This is a genomic window from Mycobacterium sp. 23, from assembly GCF_048287075.1.
Classification (GTDB): domain Bacteria; phylum Actinomycetota; class Actinomycetes; order Mycobacteriales; family Mycobacteriaceae; genus Mycobacterium; species Mycobacterium gordonae_B.
The window spans coordinates 3,900,462-3,923,757 of record NZ_JBLVUX010000005.1; the positions used below are offsets into that span (position 1 = coordinate 3,900,462).

Here is a 23,296-nt window from a genome sequence, read left to right on the forward strand (position 1 = left end):
CATTCCGATGGAACAATCGGACGTTTGGTGACTAGTTGACTAGCCGGTCTCGATCAGCTCGATCCACGTGCCATCCGGATCGGTTGCCATCAAGCCACGGTAGCCACCGTCGAATTTCACCGTCCGCTCCGGCCAACCGTGCCCGCCGCAGCGCTCGATCCTCGCGATCAATTCGTCGGCGTCGGCAACGCGAAACGAAAGATGGCTCAGGCCCAGCGCATTCAGCCGCCGCGGGCTGCCGTCGCCGTCAACCCCGGGATCGTAGTAACTCAACAACTCCAGGCGAAAACCATCGCGCTGCAGGTAGACCAGATCGAGGACCAACCCGGGTATGTCCAGCAACTGCGCCGTCTCCTCCCCGGTCACGTGCATCCGGCCGACCTCCTGAAAATCGAGCGCGGTGCAGTAGAACTCAACTGAATGTTCCAGGTCCGAGACGCACAGACCGATGTGAGTGAGGCGGCTCAACCGAAGCTCCCCTCGACAGGTGCCTGCACGATGTCTCCGATCAGCTTTGGTCGGGAAGTTGATCGAGCAGTTCGTTGTGTTCGCCGAGTAGCGGTGGCCTCGATGGGGGTACGGCCGGACTGGCAGTGAAAACATAGGGCACACCGGGATAATCGACCGTCGCGTCCAGTTCCGGATGGTTCACCGGGACCCGGAACCCCCGGGCCGCGGCATGCTCGTCGTCAAAGGCCTCCTCGGGTGACAACACTGCGCCGGCGGGAAACCCACGCCGTTGACTCTCAAGGAAGTATTGCTTTGCCGGCATCCGGCTGGCGATCAACGTGATCGCATCCCGGGCTGCGGTCAAGATCGCGGTGGTCTCGTCGTCGGCGCCGATCATCGCGATATCCACCGGCACGTCACGAGAGGCGGCCATTTCGAGAAAGACGGCCTCGGGGATCTCGTCGCGCAGGCCGAGATCGTCGAGCCAGGCGAGCAGATTGGCATACTCCGGGGGTTTGCGCGGCAGCACGCCGGTGCTGGCGTAAGCGCCGTCTGCACACAACACCTGCGTCGGCTGGCTGGGCGTGAAGTAGGCGTGCCGGCCGGTTTGCCGAACGCACGTCTCGTTGTTGACCAGCCAGTGGTAGGTCGTCTGTTCCGAACTGACATTGCACGCAGCGTTGACGTTCACTTCGACGAGCTGCCCCGTACCCGTCTGATCCCGGTGCGCCAGTGCAACCAGGGCTCCGATCGCGCAATTCAGGCCGGCGAGATTGGCCGATTGCTCACCCGCTCCACGAATAGGCGGCAGCGAATGGTCGTCGTATCCGCAGTTCCACACCGGTCCTCCGCCGGCCAGCATGGTGAGGTCGGTGACGGGCTGGCCTGCCCGGACGCTGTCCAATCCGAACGGGGTTACCGCAACCCAGATCAGGCCCGGGTGGTCGAGTGCGCACTTGTCGTAGCTGAGTGGTCCCACACTGGCCGTGCCCGCTCCCGAAACGACGATGTCGGCGGTGCTTATCAGCCGTCGCAATCTCACCGGCCCGTCGATGTCGGCGTCGACAGTCACCGAACGCTTGCCGGCGTTACCGCTCCACCACCGCAGGCTGAAATCCGGGTCCGCTTCGCCACCGACAAATGGAGGTCGCCGTCGATGCGCCGAACCTTCCGGTGGCTCAACGACTATCACGTCAGCACCGAGCTCGGCCAGCAGGCGAGCACCGATGGCGGTGAACTGGTCGCTGAACTCGACAACGCGAATTCCGGCTAGCGCGTTCAGATCACACCCTGCTTCGTCAGCTCGGCCAACTCGACATCACTGTGCCCGAGCAGACCACCCAATACCTTCCGGTTGTGTTCGCTCAGGCACGGCGCGGCACGCGAGATGCTCCACGTCGTGGCCGAGAGCCGTATCGGTAATCCCTCAACGCGAACCGTCCCTATCTCCGGGTGCACGACGGTGGGAAAAAGGCCCCACGCGGCGAGGTCGGGATCCTCGTCGATCCGTTCTCGCGGAGATTTCACGACGCTGGCCGGCACGCCGGCGGCAACGAGTTCGCCTGCCAGAAGTGTGGCTTCCCTGGTCCGCGTGCGTGCGCTGATCAACCCCGCGAGTTCGTCTGCGCCGGTGAGCCGTTCCTGCAGTGTGGCGAATCGATCTGCGGTGAGTTCCGGCTCGTCCAGTACCTTGGCCAGGAGCGTAACGTCGCGGTCGTCGCGGCACGCGATGGCGATCCACCGGTCGTCACCGAGGCAGGGAAAGATATCGTGCGGCGCCATCTCACCGAAGTCGGCGCGATTGCCGGCGGGGTTGCCCGGCCGGCGGGCGGGACGGTGGTTCACAGTCCAGTCGAGCACCTCGGTCGGCAGCATGGCGACCCCGGCCGGAACCGTGGCCAAGTCGACATGCTGGCCTTTGCCGGTCTTTTCCCGGTAGTGCACCGCGGCCAGGATGGCGATCGTCATGTAGTAGGCGGCGACATGGTCCATATAGGAGAACCCCCATCCCGCGGGTTCTGTTTCGGGCAACCCGGCCGAGAAGGTCAGACCGCTGAGTGCCTGGACGATGGGCCCCCAGGTCTTGAAGTCACGGTAGGGTCCTGTGTGGCCGAACCCGCAGTTCGAGACGTAGACGATATCGGGTTTGATTCGACGCAGCTCGTCGTAGCCGAGGCCCATTCTCGCCATGACTCCGGCGGCGAAGTTCTCACAGACGATGTCTGACACCTCGATCAGCTCGCGCAACAACTCCTTTCCGGCGTCGGCGCGAAGATTGATCGTCACCCCGAGCTTCCCGACGTTGTGGTTGTTGAAGCCTGCGCCGAGGTTGACGCCTCGCCGATCGTCGACGAACGGCCCTACGCCACGTAGCGCGTCCCACATGCCGCGGGTCGCCGGGTCCTCCACGCGGATCACCTCGGCGCCGAACGCCGCCAGGATCTTCGTGGCGCCCGCACCCGCCAGTTGCCCGCCCAGGTCACACACCCGGAGATGAGACAGGGCAGCAGTCACAATGCAACAATAAAACAGATTTTGTTCTGCTGCTACTCCATGTCGCCTTGTTGCCACCAGTCAGCAGTTCGCAGATCGACACTCGATGTTCTATTGTTTACTTCTATGGTGACGATCGCAGCCGCCCGTTTCGACGACCCGGACTTCTATCTCGGCGAACCCAATGCGACCTTCGCGGAGTTGCGTGCCACCGATCCGGTCCACTGGTATGACGAGGGGAAATTCTGGGTCGTCACCAAATACGAAGATATCAAGGGGATCTCGGCGCGCCCGGAAAAGTTCAAATCCGAACGGATCGGCATCATGATGGACCTGATCGCGCACCGGGAAGGACGAGACCCACAGGGCTACCAGACCCGGGGCATCATGTTCATGGATCCGCCCGAGCATCGCGCGCACCGCAAGGCCATCGGCGTCCGGTTCACGCCGGCGGCCGTCGCAAAGATGGAGGCGCGGGTGCGCCAAGTCGTCAACGAGGCCCTGGACGACCTGCCGAACGGCGAATTCGATTGGATAGAGCGCATTGCCGAACCTATTCCGGTGTTCGTATTCGCCTACCTGCTGGGGGTCCCCGAAGAGGATTGGCCCAAAGTCGCGGGTTGGGCGACCACCATCGCCAACGTGGGCAGCGGGTTGGCCACGGACGACGACATGGCGTTGATTTTCGACCAGATCGGTCCATATCTCCTGAACCTGGCGGCTGAGCGCAAGAGCAACCCTCAGGACGACCTGCTCACGATGCTTTCGCAAGTGACCGTCGGTGGCGAGCCCTTCAACGATGCGCAGGTCATGATCTACGCGCTGACACTGCTGGCGGCAGGCAGCGAGACGACACAGAGCCTGATCGCCGGCATCGCCGATTGCCTTGATGCGAACCCTGAACAGGCCGACAGGTTGTTCGCCGATCCGGGTCTCGCCGGCAACGCGGTCGAAGAAGTCTTGCGGTATTGGACACCGGTGATGAGCATGGCGCGGCAAGCCGCCCACGACGTCGAGATGCGCGGCGCCACCATCGAGGCAGGTGACGGACTGCTCCTTGCCTACGCATCCGCGAACCGCGACCCCGATCACTGGGGTGACAGCGCCGAGCAGTTCGACATCACTCGCCAGGATGCCGCGGGTCACCTGGGATTCGGCGTCGGAGAGCACTTCTGCATGGGAGCCGCGCTCGCTCGGCGCGAGGCGCGGCTATTACTGGAAGAGATCGTCAAGCGCGCCAGCGGTCTTCGCGTGACCGGTGAGCGCGTGCCGCGCGCCTCCGCGTTGGTGCATACACACGACCATCTTCCGGTCGTGCTGAACTACCGCTGAGGGGCCATGCAGATATGACTGGACCAATGGACGGTGTGCGTGTTCTGGAGGTTGCCCAGTGGACGTTCGTGCCGGCGGCGGGAGCGGTACTGGCAGACTGGGGCGCCGACGTTGTGAAGGTCGAGCACCCGCGCACCGGCGACTCCCAGCGCGGTCTACGTCAACTCGGCAACATCACCGTCGAAGGTGCGCGCAATCCGGTCATGGAACACGCCAATCGTGGCAAAAGGTCGATCGCACTCGATATTTCGACACCCGACGGCCACACGCTGCTGATGGACCTGGTGCGCACCAGCGATGTGTTCTTGACCAATTTCCTGCCCGATGCGCGCACCAGGCTCAAGATTGACGTCGACGACGTGCGAGCCATTAATCCCCGCATCATTTATGCGCGCGGCAGTGCCTACGGTCCGCTGGGCGACGAAGGCGGCAAGGGCGGTTACGACATGACCGGGTTCTGGAGTCGCGCCGCCGGCGCGGCAAGTACCACTCCTAGCGACCTCGATGGCGTTGTCGCCCAACCGGGCCCGGCGTACGGGGATTCGATCGGTGGTATGACCATCGCCGGTGGCATCGCTGCTGCGTTGTTCGAGCGCGAACGGACAGGTGTGGCCCGAACCGTGGACATCTCGCTACTCGGAGTCGGCGTCTGGGCGATGGGGGTGGCCGTCAATGCCGCCCTGATGAGTGGGCAGCCGTGGGTCGCTAATCCGGCCGGCGCGAATGTGACTCCACACAATCCGCTTACCGGCTTCTATCGCACCAGTGACGGCCGGTTCCTGGGATTGTCGACGCTGCAGGCGTTTCGCTACTTCGCCGACTTCTGCGCATGCGTCGGACTTCCCGAACTCGCCGCTGACGATCGGTTCGCCAGTCACGAGTCGCTGGCGACGAATGCCGTGGAAGCGACCGAGCGGTTCCGTGCCGCAATTGCCGCGCAGCCGTTGGAGTACTGGCGGAAGGCATTGGCGGACTTCGACGGTCAGTGGGCGCCGGTGCTCAATACAGCGGAGGTAGCTGCCGACCGCCAAGTGCGTGCTAACGGAGGAATCGTGGCGATCGAACGCGACGGCGAGTCATTCGATCTGGTCGCCAGCCCGGTGATGTTCGATGAAACGCACTTGCAATTGCGGCCGGCGCCGGAGTTCGCCGAACACACCGAACAACTGGTGCTTGAACTCGGTGGAGACTGGGACCGGATCCTCGCGCTCAAGGACAGTGGAGCAATCGGCTGACCGGCTGCGCGACAGTCGCCGGCCGCAGCAAAGCCGTTAAATCAGCAGGTTTTCAGTTGGAGACGGTCCAGCCGTCTTACCAGAATGCTGGGCAGCCACTCGCCGACATCAGTCGCTTCGATCCAACTGGTCCGCTCCAAAAGCATCCGGAACACGATCTGCGCCTCCAATCGCGCCAGTGCCGCACCGACGCAGAAGTGCACACCCTTGCCGAAGGTGACATGACCTCGCGCTCCGGCCCGATCGAGACGGAACTGATCAGGTGTGTCGAAATGTGCGGGATCACGATTGGCCGCTCCCCACATCAACAACAGATGGCCGTTGGCAGGGACCTCGACACCTCCTAACGTGGTATCGCGCCAGACATGCCGGTAGTGTCCGCGGAACGGCGGCTCGTAGCGCAGTGCCTCTTCGAGAAATGCGTTCAACAGATCAGGGTTCGCGCGCAACTGCTGCTGGATCTCGGGACGATCGGCAAGGATCCACGCGGCACTACCCAAGAGTGATGCGGTGGACTCCCCCGCGGCACTGAACAGCGTCAGCATGATTCCCATGGCCACGGTCTGGTCTATCTCACCGGAGGCGTATCGCGCGGCCAGGTCGGGGATCAGCCCGTGTTCGTCTGAACCGCCAGACTTTTCGAAATGTTCCATGACGTAGGCGGACAATGCGAACGCAGCGGCCCCGGCCGCCTCGAGCTGGGCTTGTGAAACCACCCCGTCGAGCAACGTGGTCGTGGCAAAGCCCAGACGGATCAGATCGTCGACATCGGTATCGGGCAACCCCAGGAGTTCGGCAACCACCATCATGGGCAACCGATTCGCTATGGCGCTCATCCACTCGATCTGCCCGTGGGCCAAGTTCTCCTCCCACAAACGATCCGCAACTCGGCCCGCATATTCCTCAATAATACGAACCCTTTTCGCAGACAAGTGCGGCAACAAAATCTTGCGATGTACCGCGTGCGCTGGGTCGTCAGCAGTGGCCAACGCGTGCGATGAACTTCCCGCCTCCATCATCGGCAGAGCACTGACGCGACCATCCTCGTGACAGACCATGGTCGCGGTGAGGTTGGACGAGAAGTCGTCCACTCGGTTGACCGCGTCGACTACCGCATCCCAACTGCAAACGGCATAGAACTCCGAGTCACCGATCCGGTGGACCGGCGCCTGCGCGCGCATCCGGTCGTACAGAGGGTACGGATCCTGCAGCGACTCAGCCCCGAAGAAACTGGTCGGATCAGCTAGAACGGCCATTGACTCAGGCTGACCGCGCCCAAGCGAGTCGTCAACACGCGGGCACAATGTTGATAAACGTTCTCTTTCACCGGTCGGGCCGGCACCTCAGCTCACACCCGAACATCAGCGGATTAGACTGATAAAAGTCACCAGAATTTCTCACTTCGCGAGAAAACTTCTCTGCTCTGCAGATTCGATAGGCGGTGCTTACATGCCACATGACGACTGGTTGCTCGGCGGGGACCGGAACAATGAAGCGGCCAGGCGTATTTACAGCGCGGCCGCTGAGCTCATCACCGAAGCAGGCTACGAGGCATTCAGCATCGAGGACCTGGCGGCCAGAGTTCATTGCTCACCGGCAACGATCTACCGACGGGCCGGGGGCAAGGCGGCGATCCGGGACGCCGTCGTCACCCAGCAAGCTACCCGCATTCTGGAGACGGTGCGCGATGCGATCAGGGATCTCAGCGGGACGGATCGAGTCGTTACCGCCACAATCGTTGCCCTGCAACGTATGCGAGCAGATCCCCTGGTCCAGCTCATGCGATCGGTGCGGTTGGCGCCCGGCAGCGAATGGCTGACATCTACACCCTCCATAGCTGTCTTCGCCGCTGAGATGCTCGGACTAAACCAGCGTGACCCCCTCGCTGAACAGTGGCTTATTCACGTCTTTCTGTCGCTCTGGTGCTGGCCACTCAAAGACCCGGTGGCTGAACGAAAGATGGTGGAGCGCTTCGTGAGTTCGTCATTCAGCAACGCCTGACCAATTCAGATCACCGGCCCAGCACGGCGACAACACATGAGCCACCGCCACCCATCGCCTGTGCCAAGCCCATACGGGGATCCGCGACCTGCCGCGAATCTGCCTCGCCGCGAAGCTGACTGACGACCTCTGCCACCTGGGCCAAGCCGGTCGCCCCAAAGGCATGACCGCGGGCCAGGCACCCGCCGTCCGTGTTCGTCGGTAACCGGCCCCCACTGGCCAGCTCGCCGGTGACGGCCAGCTCCGCCACCCCGCGGACGTCCGCGAGGCCGAGTGCGATCAGAGCGGTGATTTCTTCGCTGGCGCACATGTCGTGCAGCGATACGATGCCCACGTCGGTGGGTGTGACTCCGGCATGTTGGTACGCCCGGTCAGCGGTCAGGGTGATCTGCGAGGGCGGGCCCACGCACGGTCCGGCCAGCGGCCAGGACGGGTCGCTCGGCCAGCTGGTCTGCTCGATTGCGGCAACGGGCACTGATCGCGAACGGGGTTGCCGGGTAACGACGATCGCGGCGCCGCCATCCACCGAGGCGTGGCACATCATCTTCGTCAGCGGCTCGGCTACCGTTCGGGAGGACATGACCTGCTCAATGGTGACCTCGTTCTCGTTGCGCCGCGCCGCCATCGGATTCAGCCGCGCCTGGTTGTAGGACTTCGCCGCGACGGCGCCGATCACCTCAGGTTTGCTGCCGGAGTCGTGCAGCCACCGGGTCGCCTCGATGGCGTAGTGCAACTGCGGCGGAAAGCGATCCCAGAAATCGACAGCCACCGGCACCACTCCGCCCGGTTCCAGCGCGGTGGTCTTCTCGTAGCCGATGGCCAACGCGGTGCTGCACCGGCCGGAGCTGACAGCCCAGACGGCGTGCCGTAACGCGACCATCCCGCCGGCTGAGGCGCTTTCGATCGCGGTAACCGCAATTCCGGTGCGGCCGAGCCGGTGTGCCACTCTCAAGCCGGTCTGGGGCGGCGCCATCGACGACGAGGTGAAGACCTCGCCGACCGCGTCATAGTCGAGATCTGCGTCGGTGAGCGCCTTTCTGGCCGCCAGAACGCCGAGGTCGGCCAGCGGGTGATCGGAGTGCCGACCGAAAGGAGTGAGGCCGATACCCGCGATGTACGTGCCGGTCACGTCAAATCCGCCTCGAAAAAATGGATTTTCGTTTCATTCAGCTCGCGTTCGACCAGCCTGCCGACAGTCCCGGGTGATGGACGCGGCCCGGATACGAGCACTTGCAGGCGGCCGTCGCTGGTGTCGACCCAGGCGACGCTGTAGCCGTCCATGCCGTATCCGGGGATCGGCGACTTCGAGGGGACGAATGTCGCGGCCCACACCGTAGCCGGGTGCGAGTCAGGTTGCACTGGTGATCCTTTCGTGGCGGGTGTTCGCACTGCCCAGCGCCGGCGGTGGCCTCAACCGAATCGGGCCACGCCCCGCGAATCGCCATGGCAAACCGACCAGACGCGCCGTTCCGATCGCGGGATCGGGATGGGTGATCTCGGGAAAGAAGCCGCGCGCAGCCAGATGCGGGTCAGCCACCAGGTCCTCCGCGCGCTGCACCACGGCCGCGCGCACCCCAGCGGCCGTGAAGCGGGCGGCCACGTCAGCCGCCGGCGCTGCCGCGACCAGGTCGGGCAGCTCTCGAGCGTCGCGAGTTATTCCAGCCAGGCGCAGCCAGTCTTGCGGGCGAATGAGTTCGATTGCCACCCAACGCCCGTCGGCGGCCTGGTACACGCCGCGGTGCGGCGGTGTCGGGTTGTCAGCGATCGCATCGGGCGCCGAAGCTGCGGCCACGTACTCCGCCACAGTGAAAGCGACCACCTCGGCCATGGAGAGATCGATCAGAGCGCCGCTGTCGCGCTGCGGCCCGACAGCCCAGGCTGCAATCACGGCGGCGGCCACGATCGACGACAACGGGTCGGCAAGAACCGTACCCAGCCGTGCCGGGGACCCGTCGGGCCCGATCGTCAGCCCGGCCAAGCCGCCGTAGGACTGAACGTTGTTGGCGTACACCCGATACCCGGCCATCGGACCCGTCGCACCGAAGCCTGAAACCCGGACCGCGAGCCGGCCGGAACCCGCGATCGCGTCCGGGTTGACACCCAGGCGCTTCAAACGCGACCCACCGACATTCTCGATCAGGACGTCGGAATCCACCAACACGGCAGCCACATCGGCAGTGGCGCTCGCGGACTCGATGAGCAGGCTCTGTTTGGAGTGGTTGGACACCGCAAAGTAGGCGCCCCGCTCGACGCCCGGCTCGCCGTTGGCGAAAGGGCCGGTGCGCCGGTAGATGTCGAGGCGTTCCGCATCCTCGACCCTCAGCACCTGAGCCCCCATGCCACCGAGCAGCGCACCGATGATCGGACCCGCAAGCACATGAGTCACCTCGACGATCCGCAGATCCCGGAGGCGCCCGGTCCGATGCCGGCCGATCCGCCCTGCCGTTGTCACCAGCCATGGCGGCGCGAGCACCGATAACACAGTCCCCGCCAGGTCTGCCTCCGACACCGCTCGGCGCGAAATGAACTGGGGTGAAGTCAGAATCTCCCGTGGGGTGTTCACCGGCGTGGAAGGCACGCCGTGCGCCTGCAACAGTGCTGCGCATCCCTCTTTGTCGCGAGTTTCGGCCCACCTGGTCACGTGCTGGTTTATCAGGTCCGAGTGCTCGATGCGGGCGTCTCGCTCATCGAGCCCCTCGGCCCATCCCGGATGACCCAGCGCGGCAATCAAACCGCGCCACTGGTGGTTCTCGACCGCGGTGATGCGCACCAGGCCGTCAGAGCTTCGGAATAGTCCGGACGGCGCGAGATAGCGGCCGCTGCCGGCCCTGCCGGGGCAGGAGTAGAGCACATGGGCGCACTCCGGCAGGGCGGCGGCGAACGTAACCGCCTCCTGCACCGACACGTCGACCAGGACCGGAGCTTGCGTGCTGTTGCGTTCGTCCAGGCCGTGCAGCGCCGCGAGGGCGGCGACCGCTCCGGCCGCCTTGAGTGCCACATAGCCCGGTGCCGGCACCGGTGTTCCATCGGCATCTTCGATCGTCGCGAGCATTCCCCCCGCGGCCTGGGCGACAAGCTCGCCGCCCGGTTGCTCAGACCGCGGTCCGTGCAACCCGAATGGGGTGATGCACACCACCACGGCTTCGTCGGCCGCCGGCGGTTCGACCACCCGGTCGTGGTCCACGACCACGATGTCGAAACCCGTTATCACTGGCAAAGACTCGTCAGCCGGCGCAATGATCCGCTTGCCCCGATCAAGGATCAGATCGACGGCGGCGATGGGACCGGCCTTTCCGCGGATGATCGGACCGGCACGGCCGGGCGCTTCACCGCGAGGGACCCGGCTGACCCGAGCACCGAGGCTGGCCAGCAATGCCGACGCAGCCGCTCCTGCAATGCCGTCGCCAAGCTGCAAGACGGTCACACCGGATAGGAAGTGCGTCATGCGCCGGCAGTCCCCTCACGGGTGAGGCGGTTACCCGCCCCTAGCCAGCGCGTCACCGCTTGGCGGTGATAGGCGCGGGAACCGAGCAAGGCAGCGGAGGTGGCTGCCCGGCGAAGGTGCACATGCGCGTCGTGCTCCCACGTGAAGGCGATGCCGCCGAAGACTTGCGTGGCGCCTTCGGCCACTGCGCGCAGCGCATCGATCCCCCAGAACGCTGCCAGCGACGTCAGCGCGGCGGCATCGGGATGGTCGTCCTGGCACGCATCAGCGGCCCTGCTGACCAGCGCCCGACCGATCTCGATCGCACACCTCTGGTCAACCAAACGATGCTTGATCGCCTGGTACGCGCCGATCGGCCGGCCGAAGGCTCGACGTATTTTCGCGTATTCCGTTGCAGTGTCGTTGGCGGCCGCCGCAATGCCGACCAGTTCCGACACTTGGGTGATCTGTGCGCGCAGCACTGCCCCACGGTGGCGTGACTCGGCGTGCCGGCCTTCGGCAAGGACGTCGATTGGTGCTTCGTGCAATGAAATTCGCGCGGCGGGGTTGTGATCCAGCGGTGTCAGCGGCTCGATCTTGACCCCTACCCCATTGATGTCGACCAACCCCAGCACGGCCCGGTCACCCGCACCCGCGCACACCACGAGGGCGCCTGCCACCGCCCCGTAGGGCACCACCGGCCACACTCCCGAGACACCGACGCCGGTGCGTTCGCCAAGTGTTGGCAGTAATAGAACGACGCCGTCGACGCAGCGGTCCGCGCACCAGGCAGCCGCGGCCACCCCCGCCAGCGGAATGGGGGCTGCCGCGGCGCCGGACGCCTCCGCCAGCACGCACAACTCACGCAGGACCCCGCCTCCGCCGCCGCGGTTCTCGGTCACCAGCACGTCCGGCCAGCCCAGGTCGGCGACCGTCCGCCATAACCCCGGCTCGAATACCGGACCTGCAAGCATGTCCCGGAAAGCTGCGAGCGACCAGGATCGGTGCAGCACATCATCAGCCGAATCCCGCAGAGCTGCAAGGTCTTCGGCCGTGTCGGCGATGTCGTCCAACCCATGGGCCGAGTCAAGGGTCACGTGGCAACCCCAGTAGTTTCTCGGCGATGACGTTGCGTTGCACTTCCGAGGTGCCCGCGCCGAACGTCGCTGCCCGCATCAGCAGGTAGCTCTGAGCGACGTTGCCCCCCTTCGCGGTGCCGATCGAGTTGCCATCCAGGGTTCCAGATGGCCCCGCGAGGTCCAGCCCGAAGTTAGCCATCTCCTGGTCGACTTCGGATGTCAACAATTTGGCCACCGAGGCCTCGGGTCCGGGACTCACACCGCGGACACCGGCGGCGGTGGCCTGCGCCGAGATCTGGCGCAGCGCTTCAACCCGGGCAGCGAAACCAGCGATGCGATCGGCGACATAGCTGTCGTCCAACCCATCCCGCGTCAGCGCGTTGTCGTCCTGGGCCATCTTGACCAGAATTGCGAGCCGTCGCTCGATGCGGTGAGTGCGGCTCTGGCCGACGCGTTCGTAGCCGAGAGTCGACTTGGCCACCCGCCATCCGCCATGCAACGGCCCGACCACGTTCGCTCGCGGCACCCGTACTGAATCGAAGAACACCTCGCTGAACTCCGCCTGCCCGGTGATCTGCCGGATGGGACGGATCTCGATTCCCGGCGAACTCAAAGGCACCAAGACGTAGCTGATACCCGCGTGCTTTTCCGCCGCTGGGTCCGTGCGAGCCAAAATGTAGATCCAGTCCGCATACTCAGCTTTGGACGTCCAGATCTTCTGCCCGGTGACCACCAACTCGTCACCATCGATCTCGGCCTTCGTCCTCAATGCGGCCAGGTCGCTACCCGCCTCAGGTTCACTGAAACCCTGGCACCAGACATCTGCGCCAGACAGAATCCTCGGCAGGTAATTGGCGCGCTGCTCCTCGGAGCCCCACTGAATGATGGTCGGCCCCAGCTGGTTGATCGCGCTGCGGTTGATGGGTTCGGGGGCGTGTGCGGCAGCCATCTCGGCGTTGAAAATCAGCTGCTGAACCGGACCCGCGCCGCGGCCGCCAAATTGTTTCGGCCACGAGATGGCAGCCAGGCGCGCTTCATGAAGTCGCTCCTGCCACAGGCGCATTCGAACCAGATGGTCGGTCTTGTCATGGCCGCGCCCCCGCAGGTCGGAGGTCAGCGCCGCGGCAATGAACTCGCGCACCTCGTCGCGGAATGCGCGGTCGGCATCGCTGAGGACGACCCCGTAGTCCGGCTCGGTCACGCCCCACCACGAAGGATCGATGCCATCCGCAGTTTCATCTCGCCGTAGGTGATTGCGGTGGCGCCGGCCTTGGGTGCTCGGCCGGCATCTACCTTAGGTGCCGACAGATCCAGGTCGACGATTCTCTGTCGCAGTGCCCCAACCGTGCAGTTCGACCGGCCGAGCCGGTCGACACCGGTGTAGCCGAACGCGCGCGCGGCGTTCTGCCACGTGATCGCCTCGACCTCTGCCGCAGTGCAGCCGTCCAGCTGGGCAGCCAGTTGCTCCGGCGCGTCGGGCCAGCTGCTGTCGGAGTGCGGGTAATCCATTTCCCAACAGATGGTCTCGACACCGATTCGGTCCCGCATTTCGATGCCCACCCGGTCCCGGATGAAACAGGACATGAAGTTGCGGCGATACACCTGGGTAGGGGTCAGACCGCCACCGAGATCGTCACCCGTCCAGGCCCGCTGACGCGCGTAGATGTCCTCGAACCTCTCGAGCAGGAACGGAATCCAGCCGATGCCCCCTTCGGAGAGTGAAAACTTGATGGTGGGAAATTTGATCAGGATTGGCGAAAACAACAGGTCCGCCGTGAACCGTTGCGTATCGATTGGCAGCATCGAGTTATAAGCAAGGTAGGTGGTCTGATCGGACGGCACGGGCACGCCGCCGCCCGTGCCGATGTGAATATTCACCACGGTGTTCTCTTCGCACAGCGCCTCCCACAGCGGATCCCAGTGCGGGTCCTGCCACGGCGGCTGTCCGTAGCTACCGATGTGCTGCGGAGCGGTCACCGCCCGACAACCCAGTCCCGCAAGACGATGCACCTCCGCGGCGGCCAGCGTCGGGTCCCAGAGCGGCAGGATGCCCATGGGGATGAAGCGGTCCGGATGGCGGCCGCACCAGTCCTCAATGTGCCAGTCGTTGTATGCGCGAACCATCACCTCCGACACCTCACGGTCGCCCTGGTAGGTGAACAACGCACCCGAGATGGTCGGGAACGACGGGAAACATACCGACGCCAGGACGCCTGAGGCGTCCATGTCGTTGACCCGGGCGTCGATGTCGTAGCACCCCGCTCTCATGTCGTCGAAGCGGGACGGCTCGAAACCCCACTCGTCGTTAGGCCGGCCGGCAACCGCGTTCAACCCGATGTTGGGCAGCCGCAGACCGTCGTATTCCCAGTAGCACACGCCATCGGTGTCCTCGACGATGCGCGGCGCGAGGTCGGCGAAGCGACTCGGCACGCGTCCGGCGAACATGTCGGGTGGCTCGATGGTGTGGTCGTCGACACTGATCAGTACCAGATCGAGAGGATCAATCACACCTGAATTTTAAACTACTAAACAGATTGTGTCTAAGTGTTCTATTGGTCGGCGGCCCACACGTAGTCTTCGATCCAGCCCGCCATCAGGCCGTACACCGCTTCGATGGCGCCCCGCGCGGCATCCTCATCGCCATCCGGTTCGAAGTCGACTTCCCAGGCCACGGTGGACACCCCGGAATCGGTCCCGCCGTCCAAAACCGTCGCGACGGCCACAAAACGCCTGACCGGCAATGGATTGTCGGTGATCTCGTAGCACAGCTTCCGCGTCGCGTGTTCGATCCACAGCAGCCTCTCCACGATCGGAGTTGGCCCGCCGCCGGCGAGAACCCGCTGCATGCCCGGTCCGTCACCCTCGACAACGACGTCACCTGCCCCCGGGATCCACTCGACATTGCCGAAGTCGGCGAGCGTCGCCCACACTGCTCCCGCAGGCACGCCCAGTTGCTTTCGGATGGCGATGGTTGACATCGGCCGACGGTACCACTGCTGTGTAACAACTAATCGTCTGGTGTACTTATGTATCGCATGGGCCGCCGCACCCAGTTAAGGAGGCCGGGATGGACACCGACGCGACCGCGGGCGGGGACTTCGACCCCGCTGAAGTGACAGAAGACTGGGTCCGCTACCAGGTGGTCGAACCGCACATCGCGCAGATCGCCATTAACCGCCCGGACCGCCGCAACGCCATCCTGTCACCGGACATGCACAACATGTTCAAGGAACGTCTGACCCGCGCCGAAGACGACGACGAGGTCAAAGTCGTGGTTGTGGTTGCCGAGGGCAAGGATTTCAGCAGCGGTGACGACGTGCGGCGACTCCCCTTGGAGGAAGCGGGTTTACGCAAAGGCAAGCGAATGCCGCAGACCGCGCGCATGGGAAATGCCCGGAGACTGCACCGACATCTGACCAATTGGCTGGAGTTCCCCAAGACCGTAATCGCCGCGTGCCAGGGTGCGACACTCGGTGCCGGGATGAATCTTGCGCTCGCGGCCGACATACTGATCGCTTCCGAAGACATGTACCTGGCCCGACCGCAGGCTCGCATCGGGTTCGCCGGCTTCTCCACCGCGATGCCGCTCGCCCTGCTCAAGCTCGGGCCTAATCGTGGGTACGAGGCGATGATCACCGGCCGGAGGGTCTCGGCGGCGGAACTTCACGACTGGGGCGTCGCTGCGTCAGTGGTACCCGCGGACGCACTCCGTGATGAGGCGATGCGCTACGCGCGCGCCATCGCCCACCACTCCGCGGACGGCTTGATGGTGGGCAAACACGCGCTGATCACGTTCTGGCACGCGGTTGGCATGGCCCAATTCGGCGACTGGGTTCCGATGGCGCACAGCGTCTTCAGCAACCTCTCCTGGCGCGAGGACGAGTACAACTTCATGAAGGAACGAAGCAAACGCGGGGGACGTGCGGCGATGGCCGAGCTGGAACGCCGCTACCAAGAGTGGGGCTTCGAATAGCACAGTCGACACATATACATATGTTGTATGACTGTTCTGTATGCTGAGCCCATGGGTGTACTGGAGGGACGGACTGCACTGGTAACGGGTGCCGGGCGGGGTATCGGAGCGGCGGTCGCCGAGGGGCTCGCAGCCGAGGGCGCAACGGTATTCGTCTCCGACGCCGGTGTCAGCGTCGACGGCACCGGTCACGATGCTGGTCCTGCCGAGGCCGTTACCACCACAATCACCAGCCGAGGCGGTAAGGCATTCGCCGACACGACCGATATCACCGACTTCAGCGCATGTGCCGACCTCGTGGGTCGCGCAGCCGAAACGTTGGGCGGCCTGGACATCGTCGTGAACGCCGCCGGGATCCTGCGTGACGGCATGGTGTTCAAGATGAGCGAGCAGGATTGGGACACAGTCATTTCTGTGCATCTCAAAGGCACGTTCAACATCACGCGTCATGCGGCCGCATGGTGGCGGGCCAACCGGGGCGGGCAGTACCGGCTGATCACCTTCACCTCGATGTCCGGACTCCAGGGTGCACCGAGCCAGCCCAACTATGCGGCGGCCAAGATGGGGATCGTCGGGCTGACGTTCTCGTGCGCTAATGCACTGCGCAGTTACGGGGTACGAGCCAATGCCATCGCACCCATCGCCGGCACCCGCATGACCCAGGGCATCAAAGGCGGCGGGAGCATGGACTACTCCGACTCCAACGTCCGACTATCGCCACAGAACTGCGTACCTCCGGTCGTGTATCTGGCCAGCCTGCAGTCGGATTGGCTCAACCGGCGGGTCATCTTCGCCGGTAACGGCCGCATAAGCCTGATGTCGAATCCGGTCGTGGAGCGAGAGATCGTCTCAGCCTCCGGAACTTGGGATATCCCGACCGCCTTTTCGGAGATCGAGACGTCGTTCAAAGAAGCGGTGCTGTACCCGAACATCTTCGACAGGCCGCCCGCCGACTGAAGGACCTGTGATGACCGAGACCCTCACCGGCCGCGTGCCCGAGAAGTATTCCTGCGGCGATACCTTCGTTCCGAAGAGCCGATACACCGACCCTGCGTTCTTGCAGCTCGAGTTGGACCGGTTATTTGCTCAGGTCTGGCAACCTGCCTGTCGCGAAGAGGAGATACCCGATTCGGGCTGCTTTTACGAATACACGATCGGACGGCAATCCATCGTCGTGGTACGCCAGAAGGACGGCGGAATCAAAGGGTTCCACAACACCTGTTCACACCGCGGAATGAAGATCGCGCGAGGGAACGGGTGCCTGCAGGACAACGAGTTCCGATGTGAATTCCACGGTTGGCGATATGCGTTGGACGGCCGTTCTTCGTTCGTTCCGTGCCGTGAGGAGTTCGCCTCGCGACCGCGTGAACAGTGGGGGCTGCGTCCGGTGGCGGTCGGCACCTGGGGTGGATGGGTGTTCGTCTCCATGGCGCAAGAGCCACCGGATCTGCTGGACTGGCTGGATCCGCTGCCCACTGCGCTGGCTCCATTCCGGCTGCAGGACATGCGTTATCGCTGGCGCAAGCGCACGTATCTACCGGCCAATTGGAAGACCGTGATCGACGCGTTCATCGAGGGCTACCACACCCCAGGCACCCACCCGCAGACCATGCGGTCAGCGCAGGGTCCGCGGCCGTCGGCCGAGCCCGCCCCACCACAGGAATACGCCTACGCCCCTTACACGCCGACCATCACCTACAAGAACCACTCCCGCTTCGTCTACACCCAGCGACCAGAGCACTCCGACCGCGACAGCGGACGTCAGGAACTGGCGGCCAGACCTGAGGTGTTCGCGAATTCTATGCAGTACCAATACCTCGAGGTGGGATCTCTGGTCACCGAACGCGACTTTCGCGCCGCCCAGCAACTAGCCACCCTGGAGCCTGGCGACGTGCCACCTTTTGTGCTCTATCACCAGATGTGCGAAGAACTTGCCCGCGCCGAGGGCGTCGACTTCCCGCAGATGTCGATGGAGCAGTATTTCGCAGGAAACGGTGACTGGCACGTTTTTCCGAGCATGGTGATCCTGGTCGAGAAGTCTTGCCTGCTGGGGTATCGCATGTTGCCCGACGCCGAGGACCCGAACAGGTGCCTGTTCGAGATGTTTTCGCTCGAGCACTTCGCGCCCGGTCAGGTACCCGACACTCAATGGCAGGTCTTCGAGCGGTGGCAGGACCACGATGGTTGGGGCGAGTTACCGTCGCAAGACTTGAGAAACATCGCCGCGATTCACGCCGGCATGCATTCCGCCGGATTCGACGGGTTGTGGCTCAACACGGCGCAAGAGATGTCGATTCGCAATGAACACGCAATCGCCGACAGATTTCTCTTCCCGGCTGACGCCGAGCACCCGGCGGAATTCCACTAGAGTCGCGGGGCTGGGGACGCAGCCGCCGCAGTCTCCAGTACGGCCTCCCGCCAAACAGCGACAAGATGGTGCAGCATCGGCTCGTTGCGCCCGAAGAGCACCTCAGACACTCCACCTTCAAGTCCGCGCTGGCACGCCTCGGACATCGGAAAGTCCTGATTGCACAACACGTTACACACCGCATCCATGGACATCCGGTACCACTCGCGCTCCTGCTCGGTGGTAACAGGAGAGGGCGCGCCGTATGTCATGTGGATGACGCTTTCACCCGGCCCGCGACCCGGGTACACCCGCAGCATCTGGTAGGAGGCCGGCGCCTCTATCAGCACGCAACTCGGGAACAAGCCATAGACGACAGTGCCGAAGAACTGGTCGGGCCAATCCGCTTCGGGCGAATCCCGGAAGTTGGCGACGCCGCGGAAGGGAAATGCCCACCGGTTGTGGCGCCCGTACACGTCGCATACGGAATTGTTGGTCGCAATGGGATCCAGCGTGTCGGGATGGACGTACGGAAAGTGATACCCCTCGAAGTTGACCCCGACGGCCAGTTTCCAGTTGGCGGCGATCACAAAGCGCCGGGTCTCGGCGTGGTGCCTGACATCGAAGTCGTAGTGGCTCAGCGGTTCTGCAACCTCGCCGAAAGCCCGTGCGACGTCCACGTCAGAGTTGAGGCCGACGACGATAAGGCCCGCCTCGTCGCTGATCGGCAACGGCGTCAGTCCCCGTCCGTCGAGAGCGCCGGCGAACATCTTGCGCGCGGGCGCTCCTACCAGTCGGCCGTCCAGCCCGTACGACCAGTTGTGATAGGGGCAGGTGAACATCTTGGTCGTCCCGCAGTCGGCGGCGACTTGCGCGCCGCGGTGGGCGCACCCGTTGACGAAGGCGCGCAGCACATTGTCTTTGCCCCGGACCACCAATACCGGCACGCCCAGCACGTCTTTCGTCGTATAGCTCCCCGGCATCGCGACTTCACCGGCCCAGCCGATGACATGGGGCACGCTCCGCAGCATGGCGAGCTCACGGTCGAACCATCCGAGATCCGTGAACGCTTCGCGCGATTCTCGACAGACGTCCTCGGCAGTGTCGAGCGCGTCATCCTCCAAGTGCTTGAGCACCCGCCGGGTCAGGTCCAGTGCTTCCGGTCGTGGCATAGGTGGACTCCTCCCGTTCACCCCCACAATACATTTTAGGACCAGTGTATGGTCAAGACGTGGCACAATCGCCTCTGGGCCGCAGTTCGTAGTCCTGCGGGTCCGGGCTGCTGGTCCACCGCCAGTAGTCGAAAATGCGGAAACCGTACAGCGTCGGCAATTCCCCGGCGGCGTTCTTGTAGTAACTGCTGCTGACCGCCGGGTGGCTGTACACCATGGTCTTCAGCCGTTCCTGGTTGCGGCGGTTGTACTCGTCACACACTTCTGCGCGCGGCATGGCCGAGCGGCAACCGCTCTCCAGCACCATGTCGATACATCCCATGATGTAGCGCATCTGACACTCCGAGTTGTAGATGATGCTGGCACCGTTGACGCCGTTGGTACCCGGCCCGTACATGCAGAAGAAATTCGGAAAGCCCGGAACCGTGATGCCCAAGTAAGCGAAGGCGGAGTCGCCCCAGACGGTGTTGAGGTCGCGTCCGTTGAGTCCGCGGATGTCGATCGGTCCGAGTTGGTGGTTGACGTCGAAACCGGTGGCCCACACCAACACGTCCGCCGGCCGGTGCGCGCCATCGACGGTGGTCACCCCGTCTTCGGTGATCTCGGCGATCTCCTCTGTGACGAGTTCGACGTCATCCCGTTGCAGTGTTCGCAGCCAGGTTCCGTTGTCCTGCAACGTTCGCTTACCCATCGGCGGATACTTCGGAGTCACCTTGGCCAGCAACTCCTCGTCCTGACAGAAGGCCCGCATCCACGCGATGAACATCTCCCGAATGGCGTGGTTGGACTCATTGCAGGAGAGCCCACCGTTGTCCCAGTCCGGATCGATGCGCACCTGCTCGTCGAGTGCGTCGGCCAGCGGCCACCACGATACGAACCGCAGCCATCGGCCGTAGTAGGGCAGGTGACGGATCGCCCATCTCGCGCCGTCGGGCACGGCATCGTGGTACATCGGGTTGGGCGCCATCCACTGCGGCGTGCGCTGATAGACGTCGACGTGTCGCGTGGTGTCGGCGATGGCGGGCACAAGCTGGAATCCGCTGGCACCGGCACCGATCACCGCCAACCGCTTGCCGGTCAGGTCGACGTCGTCGCACCAGTCCGCCGTGTGGCACGAGGGTCCACGGAACTTGTTGGCTCCCCTGATCTCTGGGATCACCGGGTTGCTGAATTGGCCGACCGCGCAGATCAGAGCTCGCGCGGTGAGCGTCTCGGCCCGCCCATCGGCTTCACGAACGCGCACCTGCCACGCCCCCGAGACGTCGTCCCACGTCGCCCCGGTCACCTCGGTGTTGAATCGCGCGTGGGGTTCGATGTCGTGCCGGGTTGCCACGTCGGTGAGGTATTGCAGAATCTCCGGCTGCTCGGAGTAGTAATGGGTCCAGTGGTCCGTCGGTTCGAACGAGTAGGCGTAGTACTGATTGGCAATGTCCACCCGGCAACCCGGATAGCGGTTGAGCAACCACGTTCCGCCCACCCGCGCCTGCTTTTCGATGATGGTGAAGGGGATGCCGGCCGCTTTCAGTTTGATCCCGGCCAACAGTCCGGCCTCACCGCACCCGATGACGACGACCGGGAAGTCAGCCCGCTGCTCCGGTGATGACCTGAGGACCGGACCGTTCTGGTCGGCGTCGGTGAACCGTAGGTCGGCGGCGACATAGTCCACGTATTCCTCGGTCACCGTCCCCGCCGAAATCACGTCGAACATCGCCCGCATCTCCTCGGGCCCCGGCACATAGGGCGGCGGGCAGCCGCGGTCGCGGTAGTCGCGGATCACGTCGAAGGCACGCTCACGCACCGCGTCCTTGTCGGGCTCGCTCATCGCGCCCTGCAGGTCCATCGCGATCAGCGCGAACGGCCGCGGTAGCTCGGCGAGAAGGCCTATGTCGCCGGTCATGTGTACCAAAGACATAAGGAGCGCAGGAACACTGGCCTGCGCCACGGCGTCGCGAATGACGTCGTCGGGGTCGTCGAACGGCAGGCCGAGCAAAGAGGCGGCCACAGTCGAGTAACCCATCGCACCACCATACATTTTGTACTGAGCGTATTGCCAAGATACGCGCACGCCCGCTAGCGTTGGCAGCGAGTCACTCCGGGGGGCCGAACGAAAAGGCGGGCGCGTGACGACAGATATTCAAGTGCGGCGAGTCCGCTTCGACTTCGCAGGCTCCGACATACCCTTCAACTGGCAACCCGAGCGCCCGGCTTTTGCCATGCAGTGCAACGTCATAACGTTTTTCGCGCCAGGTTTCGAGAAGTTCATCGTCGAAGCGACGCGCGAAGCCATGCCGTTGATACGAGATCCGGAGATTGCCGAAGAAGCCAACGCCTATCTGCGCCAGGAGGCACAACATTCGGCCGCGCACCTGAGCCACTATCGCGCGCTGGTCCGCCGCTGGCCCGGACTACAGGAGACGATGGACCAAGTGGTGGCCTCCTTCGATCGCCTGACCGCGACCAAACCATTGGCCTGGCGACTCGGGTACGTGGCAGCTGTGGAGGCGACGTTCACTCCCTACTTCAAGGTGTTTCTCGACCACGAAGACAAGCTGTTCGCACCTGGCGACGAACGCGTTGCGTCACTGTTCCTTTGGCACTTCGTAGAGGAGATCGAACACCGCAGTTCGGCGCTGAGGGTGTATGACGCGGTCCATGACAGCTACCCCTACCGACTCAAGACCATCGCCGGAGTAGCACGGCACATCGACGAAATCCTGCGGATCATCACGCAGGGATTTCGGGAACACGTGCCGACAGCAGACGGTGGGTCGTACGGCCGTCTGATACCTGAAGGCCTGTCTCCCAAGGCTTTTTACGCCTCGGCGCGCGCGTCCCGCGAGCTGACGCGCCCCGGCCAAGCCACGTATGCCGGTGTCCCGAAACGCGAGCTGGCGGCGATGCTGGCCGGCTTGATCCGTTCGCAAGGGCCTGGCCACGACCCCACCTACGAGAAGATCCCCGAGTTTGCCGGACGCTGGTTCGACCGGTACGCGGAAGAACCGAAGAGCGCCGCACACTGGTACTCGACCGGTGGGGCACACCTCTGACGCGGCCGCACGACGGCCTGCGCCCGTTATGATCACGGCATGTCAGCGGCACGGACGAGCCGGTAGTGGCGCGTAGTCACGGCTGGGCGGGCAATCCGCCCGCTTCCGACGAAGACGCGATCACCCGCATCCTGGACGCGGCTGACGCGATCGTCGCCGAGCGCGGGTCCGCTATGCGCATCGCCGACGTCGCACGGGATCTCGGTGTGACGCGCCAGACCGTCTACCGCTACTTCCCGGGCACCGAGGCGCTGTTGCTGGCCACCGCCATGCGATCCGGCGACGGATTCCTCGGGCAGCTGGCCGAACACGTCCGCGGTCAGACCGATCCAGTCGGGGCAATGGTGGAGGGCCTGGCGTTCGCGATCGAGAACCTGGCCGCCGACGATCGCATCCGGCTCATCCTCACCAAGCGGCAGCAGGGTGGTGCGGTTCCCTCGATCTCGTCTGAAACAGCGGTGACGTTCAGCCGCGCCATGCTCCACCGTTACGACGTCGACTGGGACGCCAACGGTTTCGACGACGCCGCGCTGGACGAGCTCTCCGAGTTCTGTCTGCGGATACTGCATTCGTTCGTCGTCGATCGCGGACAACCCCCACGCCGGGGCACCGACCTGCGCCGCTTTCTGGCGCGGTGGATCGGGCCCGCCATCATCTATCCGCGTTTCGCCGAAGCGATGACGTCGATGACCGGAGTCGCGGTCACTCCGACTTCCTCCCGCCGCCGTTCGGCGTCTTGAGCC

At 64.1% G+C, this 23,296-nt stretch carries 21 protein-coding genes; 8 read left to right on the plus strand and 13 right to left on the minus strand.

Annotated elements, in window-relative coordinates; genetic code table 11:
- Positions 1-39: 39 nt before the first annotated feature.
- From ACNQS7_RS19285 to ACNQS7_RS19295, 3 genes are read right to left on the minus strand one after another with little or no spacing between them, the layout of a single operon-like run.
- Complete coding sequence (locus ACNQS7_RS19285) at positions 40-468, minus strand: VOC family protein (RefSeq protein ID WP_418013804.1); 429 nt, start codon at positions 466-468, stop codon at positions 40-42.
- Positions 469-508: 40 nt separating this feature from the next.
- Entirely contained in the window at positions 509-1,732 is a 1,224-nt protein-coding gene (locus ACNQS7_RS19290; RefSeq protein WP_418016061.1) for a CoA transferase, read from the minus strand.
- Complete coding sequence (locus ACNQS7_RS19295) at positions 1,729-2,964, minus strand: CaiB/BaiF CoA transferase family protein (protein WP_418013805.1); 1,236 nt, start codon at positions 2,962-2,964, stop codon at positions 1,729-1,731. Before ACNQS7_RS19295 ends, ACNQS7_RS19290 begins: the two co-directional genes overlap by 4 nt.
- Between ACNQS7_RS19295 and ACNQS7_RS19300 the strand changes: the two genes are divergently transcribed.
- Together ACNQS7_RS19300 and ACNQS7_RS19305 are read left to right on the plus strand one after the other, a co-directional pair.
- Positions 2,944-4,275, plus strand: a complete 1,332-nt coding sequence (locus ACNQS7_RS19300) for a cytochrome P450 (RefSeq protein ID WP_418013806.1) — start codon at positions 2,944-2,946, stop codon at positions 4,273-4,275. The two genes, ACNQS7_RS19295 and ACNQS7_RS19300, sit on opposite strands and share 21 nt — an antisense overlap.
- Positions 4,276-4,289: 14 nt before the next feature.
- On the plus strand, positions 4,290-5,510 hold the full coding sequence (locus ACNQS7_RS19305; RefSeq protein ID WP_418013807.1) for a CaiB/BaiF CoA transferase family protein: 1,221 nt from the start codon (positions 4,290-4,292) through the stop codon (positions 5,508-5,510).
- Positions 5,511-5,551: 41 nt separating this feature from the next.
- On the opposite strand, the gene ACNQS7_RS19310 is transcribed toward ACNQS7_RS19305, so the two are convergent.
- Positions 5,552-6,766, minus strand: coding sequence for a cytochrome P450 (locus ACNQS7_RS19310; protein WP_418013808.1), 1,215 nt, complete (start codon positions 6,764-6,766; stop codon positions 5,552-5,554).
- 193 nt (positions 6,767-6,959) lie between these two features.
- Between ACNQS7_RS19310 and ACNQS7_RS19315 the strand changes: the two genes are divergently transcribed.
- Complete coding sequence (locus tag ACNQS7_RS19315) at positions 6,960-7,511, plus strand: TetR/AcrR family transcriptional regulator (protein WP_418013809.1); 552 nt, start codon at positions 6,960-6,962, stop codon at positions 7,509-7,511.
- A 10-nt stretch (positions 7,512-7,521) separates the two neighbouring features.
- Here the strand turns inward: ACNQS7_RS19315 and ACNQS7_RS19320 are convergent, their stop codons facing one another.
- From ACNQS7_RS19320 to ACNQS7_RS19350, 7 genes are all read right to left on the minus strand, one after another.
- Entirely contained in the window at positions 7,522-8,640 is a 1,119-nt protein-coding gene (locus ACNQS7_RS19320; RefSeq protein ID WP_418013810.1) for a thiolase family protein, read from the minus strand.
- Positions 8,637-8,792, minus strand: a complete 156-nt coding sequence (locus ACNQS7_RS19325) for a hypothetical protein (protein ID WP_418013811.1) — start codon at positions 8,790-8,792, stop codon at positions 8,637-8,639. The genes ACNQS7_RS19320 and ACNQS7_RS19325 overlap by 4 nt, the downstream gene beginning before the upstream one ends.
- Before the next feature lie 67 nt (positions 8,793-8,859).
- Positions 8,860-10,956 (minus strand): CoA transferase, encoded by a 2,097-nt coding sequence (locus ACNQS7_RS19330; RefSeq protein ID WP_418013812.1) that lies wholly within the window; start codon positions 10,954-10,956, stop codon positions 8,860-8,862.
- Positions 10,953-12,032 (minus strand): acyl-CoA dehydrogenase family protein, encoded by a 1,080-nt coding sequence (locus ACNQS7_RS19335; RefSeq protein ID WP_418013813.1) that lies wholly within the window; start codon positions 12,030-12,032, stop codon positions 10,953-10,955. Before ACNQS7_RS19335 ends, ACNQS7_RS19330 begins: the two co-directional genes overlap by 4 nt.
- The gene (locus ACNQS7_RS19340; protein ID WP_418013814.1) at positions 12,022-13,215 is read right to left on the minus strand and encodes an acyl-CoA dehydrogenase family protein; all 1,194 of its coding nucleotides are present in this window, start codon (positions 13,213-13,215) and stop codon (positions 12,022-12,024) included. The genes ACNQS7_RS19335 and ACNQS7_RS19340 overlap by 11 nt, the downstream gene beginning before the upstream one ends.
- Positions 13,212-14,522 (minus strand): amidohydrolase family protein, encoded by a 1,311-nt coding sequence (locus tag ACNQS7_RS19345; protein WP_306237526.1) that lies wholly within the window; start codon positions 14,520-14,522, stop codon positions 13,212-13,214. The genes ACNQS7_RS19340 and ACNQS7_RS19345 overlap by 4 nt, the downstream gene beginning before the upstream one ends.
- A 41-nt stretch (positions 14,523-14,563) precedes the next feature.
- Entirely contained in the window at positions 14,564-14,992 is a 429-nt protein-coding gene (locus tag ACNQS7_RS19350) for an SRPBCC family protein (RefSeq protein WP_418013815.1), read from the minus strand.
- Between the two features lie 89 nt (positions 14,993-15,081).
- Between ACNQS7_RS19350 and ACNQS7_RS19355 the strand changes: the two genes are divergently transcribed.
- From ACNQS7_RS19355 to ACNQS7_RS19365, 3 genes are read left to right on the plus strand one after another with little or no spacing between them, the layout of a single operon-like run.
- Positions 15,082-15,987: an enoyl-CoA hydratase/isomerase family protein gene (locus ACNQS7_RS19355; RefSeq protein WP_418013816.1), complete on the plus strand. Its 906-nt coding sequence runs from the start codon at positions 15,082-15,084 to the stop codon at positions 15,985-15,987.
- Positions 15,988-16,038: 51 nt separating this feature from the next.
- Positions 16,039-16,944: an SDR family NAD(P)-dependent oxidoreductase gene (locus tag ACNQS7_RS19360; protein ID WP_418013817.1), complete on the plus strand. Its 906-nt coding sequence runs from the start codon at positions 16,039-16,041 to the stop codon at positions 16,942-16,944.
- Between the two features lie 10 nt (positions 16,945-16,954).
- Positions 16,955-18,355, plus strand: a complete 1,401-nt coding sequence (locus ACNQS7_RS19365) for an aromatic ring-hydroxylating oxygenase subunit alpha (protein ID WP_418013818.1) — start codon at positions 16,955-16,957, stop codon at positions 18,353-18,355.
- On the opposite strand, the gene ACNQS7_RS19370 is transcribed toward ACNQS7_RS19365, so the two are convergent.
- On the minus strand, positions 18,352-19,506 hold the full coding sequence (locus tag ACNQS7_RS19370) for an aromatic ring-hydroxylating oxygenase subunit alpha (RefSeq protein WP_418013819.1): 1,155 nt from the start codon (positions 19,504-19,506) through the stop codon (positions 18,352-18,354). The genes ACNQS7_RS19365 and ACNQS7_RS19370 overlap by 4 nt on opposite strands.
- A gap of 52 nt (positions 19,507-19,558) precedes the next feature.
- Entirely contained in the window at positions 19,559-21,523 is a 1,965-nt protein-coding gene (locus ACNQS7_RS19375) for a flavin-containing monooxygenase (RefSeq protein WP_418013820.1), read from the minus strand.
- 103 nt (positions 21,524-21,626) lie between these two features.
- On the opposite strand from ACNQS7_RS19375, the gene ACNQS7_RS19380 reads away from it, so the two are divergent.
- Together ACNQS7_RS19380 and ACNQS7_RS19385 are read left to right on the plus strand one after the other, a co-directional pair.
- Entirely contained in the window at positions 21,627-22,553 is a 927-nt protein-coding gene (locus tag ACNQS7_RS19380; protein ID WP_418013821.1) for a metal-dependent hydrolase, read from the plus strand.
- Positions 22,554-22,618: 65 nt separating this feature from the next.
- Positions 22,619-23,293 (plus strand): TetR/AcrR family transcriptional regulator, encoded by a 675-nt coding sequence (locus ACNQS7_RS19385; RefSeq protein WP_418013822.1) that lies wholly within the window; start codon positions 22,619-22,621, stop codon positions 23,291-23,293.
- Positions 23,294-23,296: the final 3 nt, after the last annotated feature.

Bases quoted from the DNA above. Each gene is read 5' to 3' on its own strand.
- ACNQS7_RS19300 (WP_418013806.1), top strand. From the start codon at position 2,944: ATGAGACAGGGCAGCAGTCACAATGCAACAATAAAACAGATTTTGTTC.
- ACNQS7_RS19305 (WP_418013807.1), top strand. From the start codon at position 4,290: ATGACTGGACCAATGGACGGTGTGCGTGTTCTGGAGGTTGCCCAGTGG.
- ACNQS7_RS19310 (WP_418013808.1), bottom strand. From the start codon at position 6,766: ATGGCCGTTCTAGCTGATCCGACCAGTTTCTTCGGGGCTGAGTCGCTG.
- ACNQS7_RS19315 (WP_418013809.1), top strand. From the start codon at position 6,960: ATGCCACATGACGACTGGTTGCTCGGCGGGGACCGGAACAATGAAGCG.
- ACNQS7_RS19325 (WP_418013811.1), bottom strand. From the start codon at position 8,792: ATGGACGGCTACAGCGTCGCCTGGGTCGACACCAGCGACGGCCGCCTG.
- ACNQS7_RS19330 (WP_418013812.1), bottom strand. From the start codon at position 10,956: ATGACGCACTTCCTATCCGGTGTGACCGTCTTGCAGCTTGGCGACGGC.
- ACNQS7_RS19350 (WP_418013815.1), bottom strand. From the start codon at position 14,992: ATGTCAACCATCGCCATCCGAAAGCAACTGGGCGTGCCTGCGGGAGCA.
- ACNQS7_RS19355 (WP_418013816.1), top strand. From the start codon at position 15,082: ATGGACACCGACGCGACCGCGGGCGGGGACTTCGACCCCGCTGAAGTG.
- ACNQS7_RS19360 (WP_418013817.1), top strand. From the start codon at position 16,039: ATGGGTGTACTGGAGGGACGGACTGCACTGGTAACGGGTGCCGGGCGG.
- ACNQS7_RS19365 (WP_418013818.1), top strand. From the start codon at position 16,955: ATGACCGAGACCCTCACCGGCCGCGTGCCCGAGAAGTATTCCTGCGGC.
- ACNQS7_RS19370 (WP_418013819.1), bottom strand. From the start codon at position 19,506: ATGCCACGACCGGAAGCACTGGACCTGACCCGGCGGGTGCTCAAGCAC.
- ACNQS7_RS19375 (WP_418013820.1), bottom strand. From the start codon at position 21,523: ATGGGTTACTCGACTGTGGCCGCCTCTTTGCTCGGCCTGCCGTTCGAC.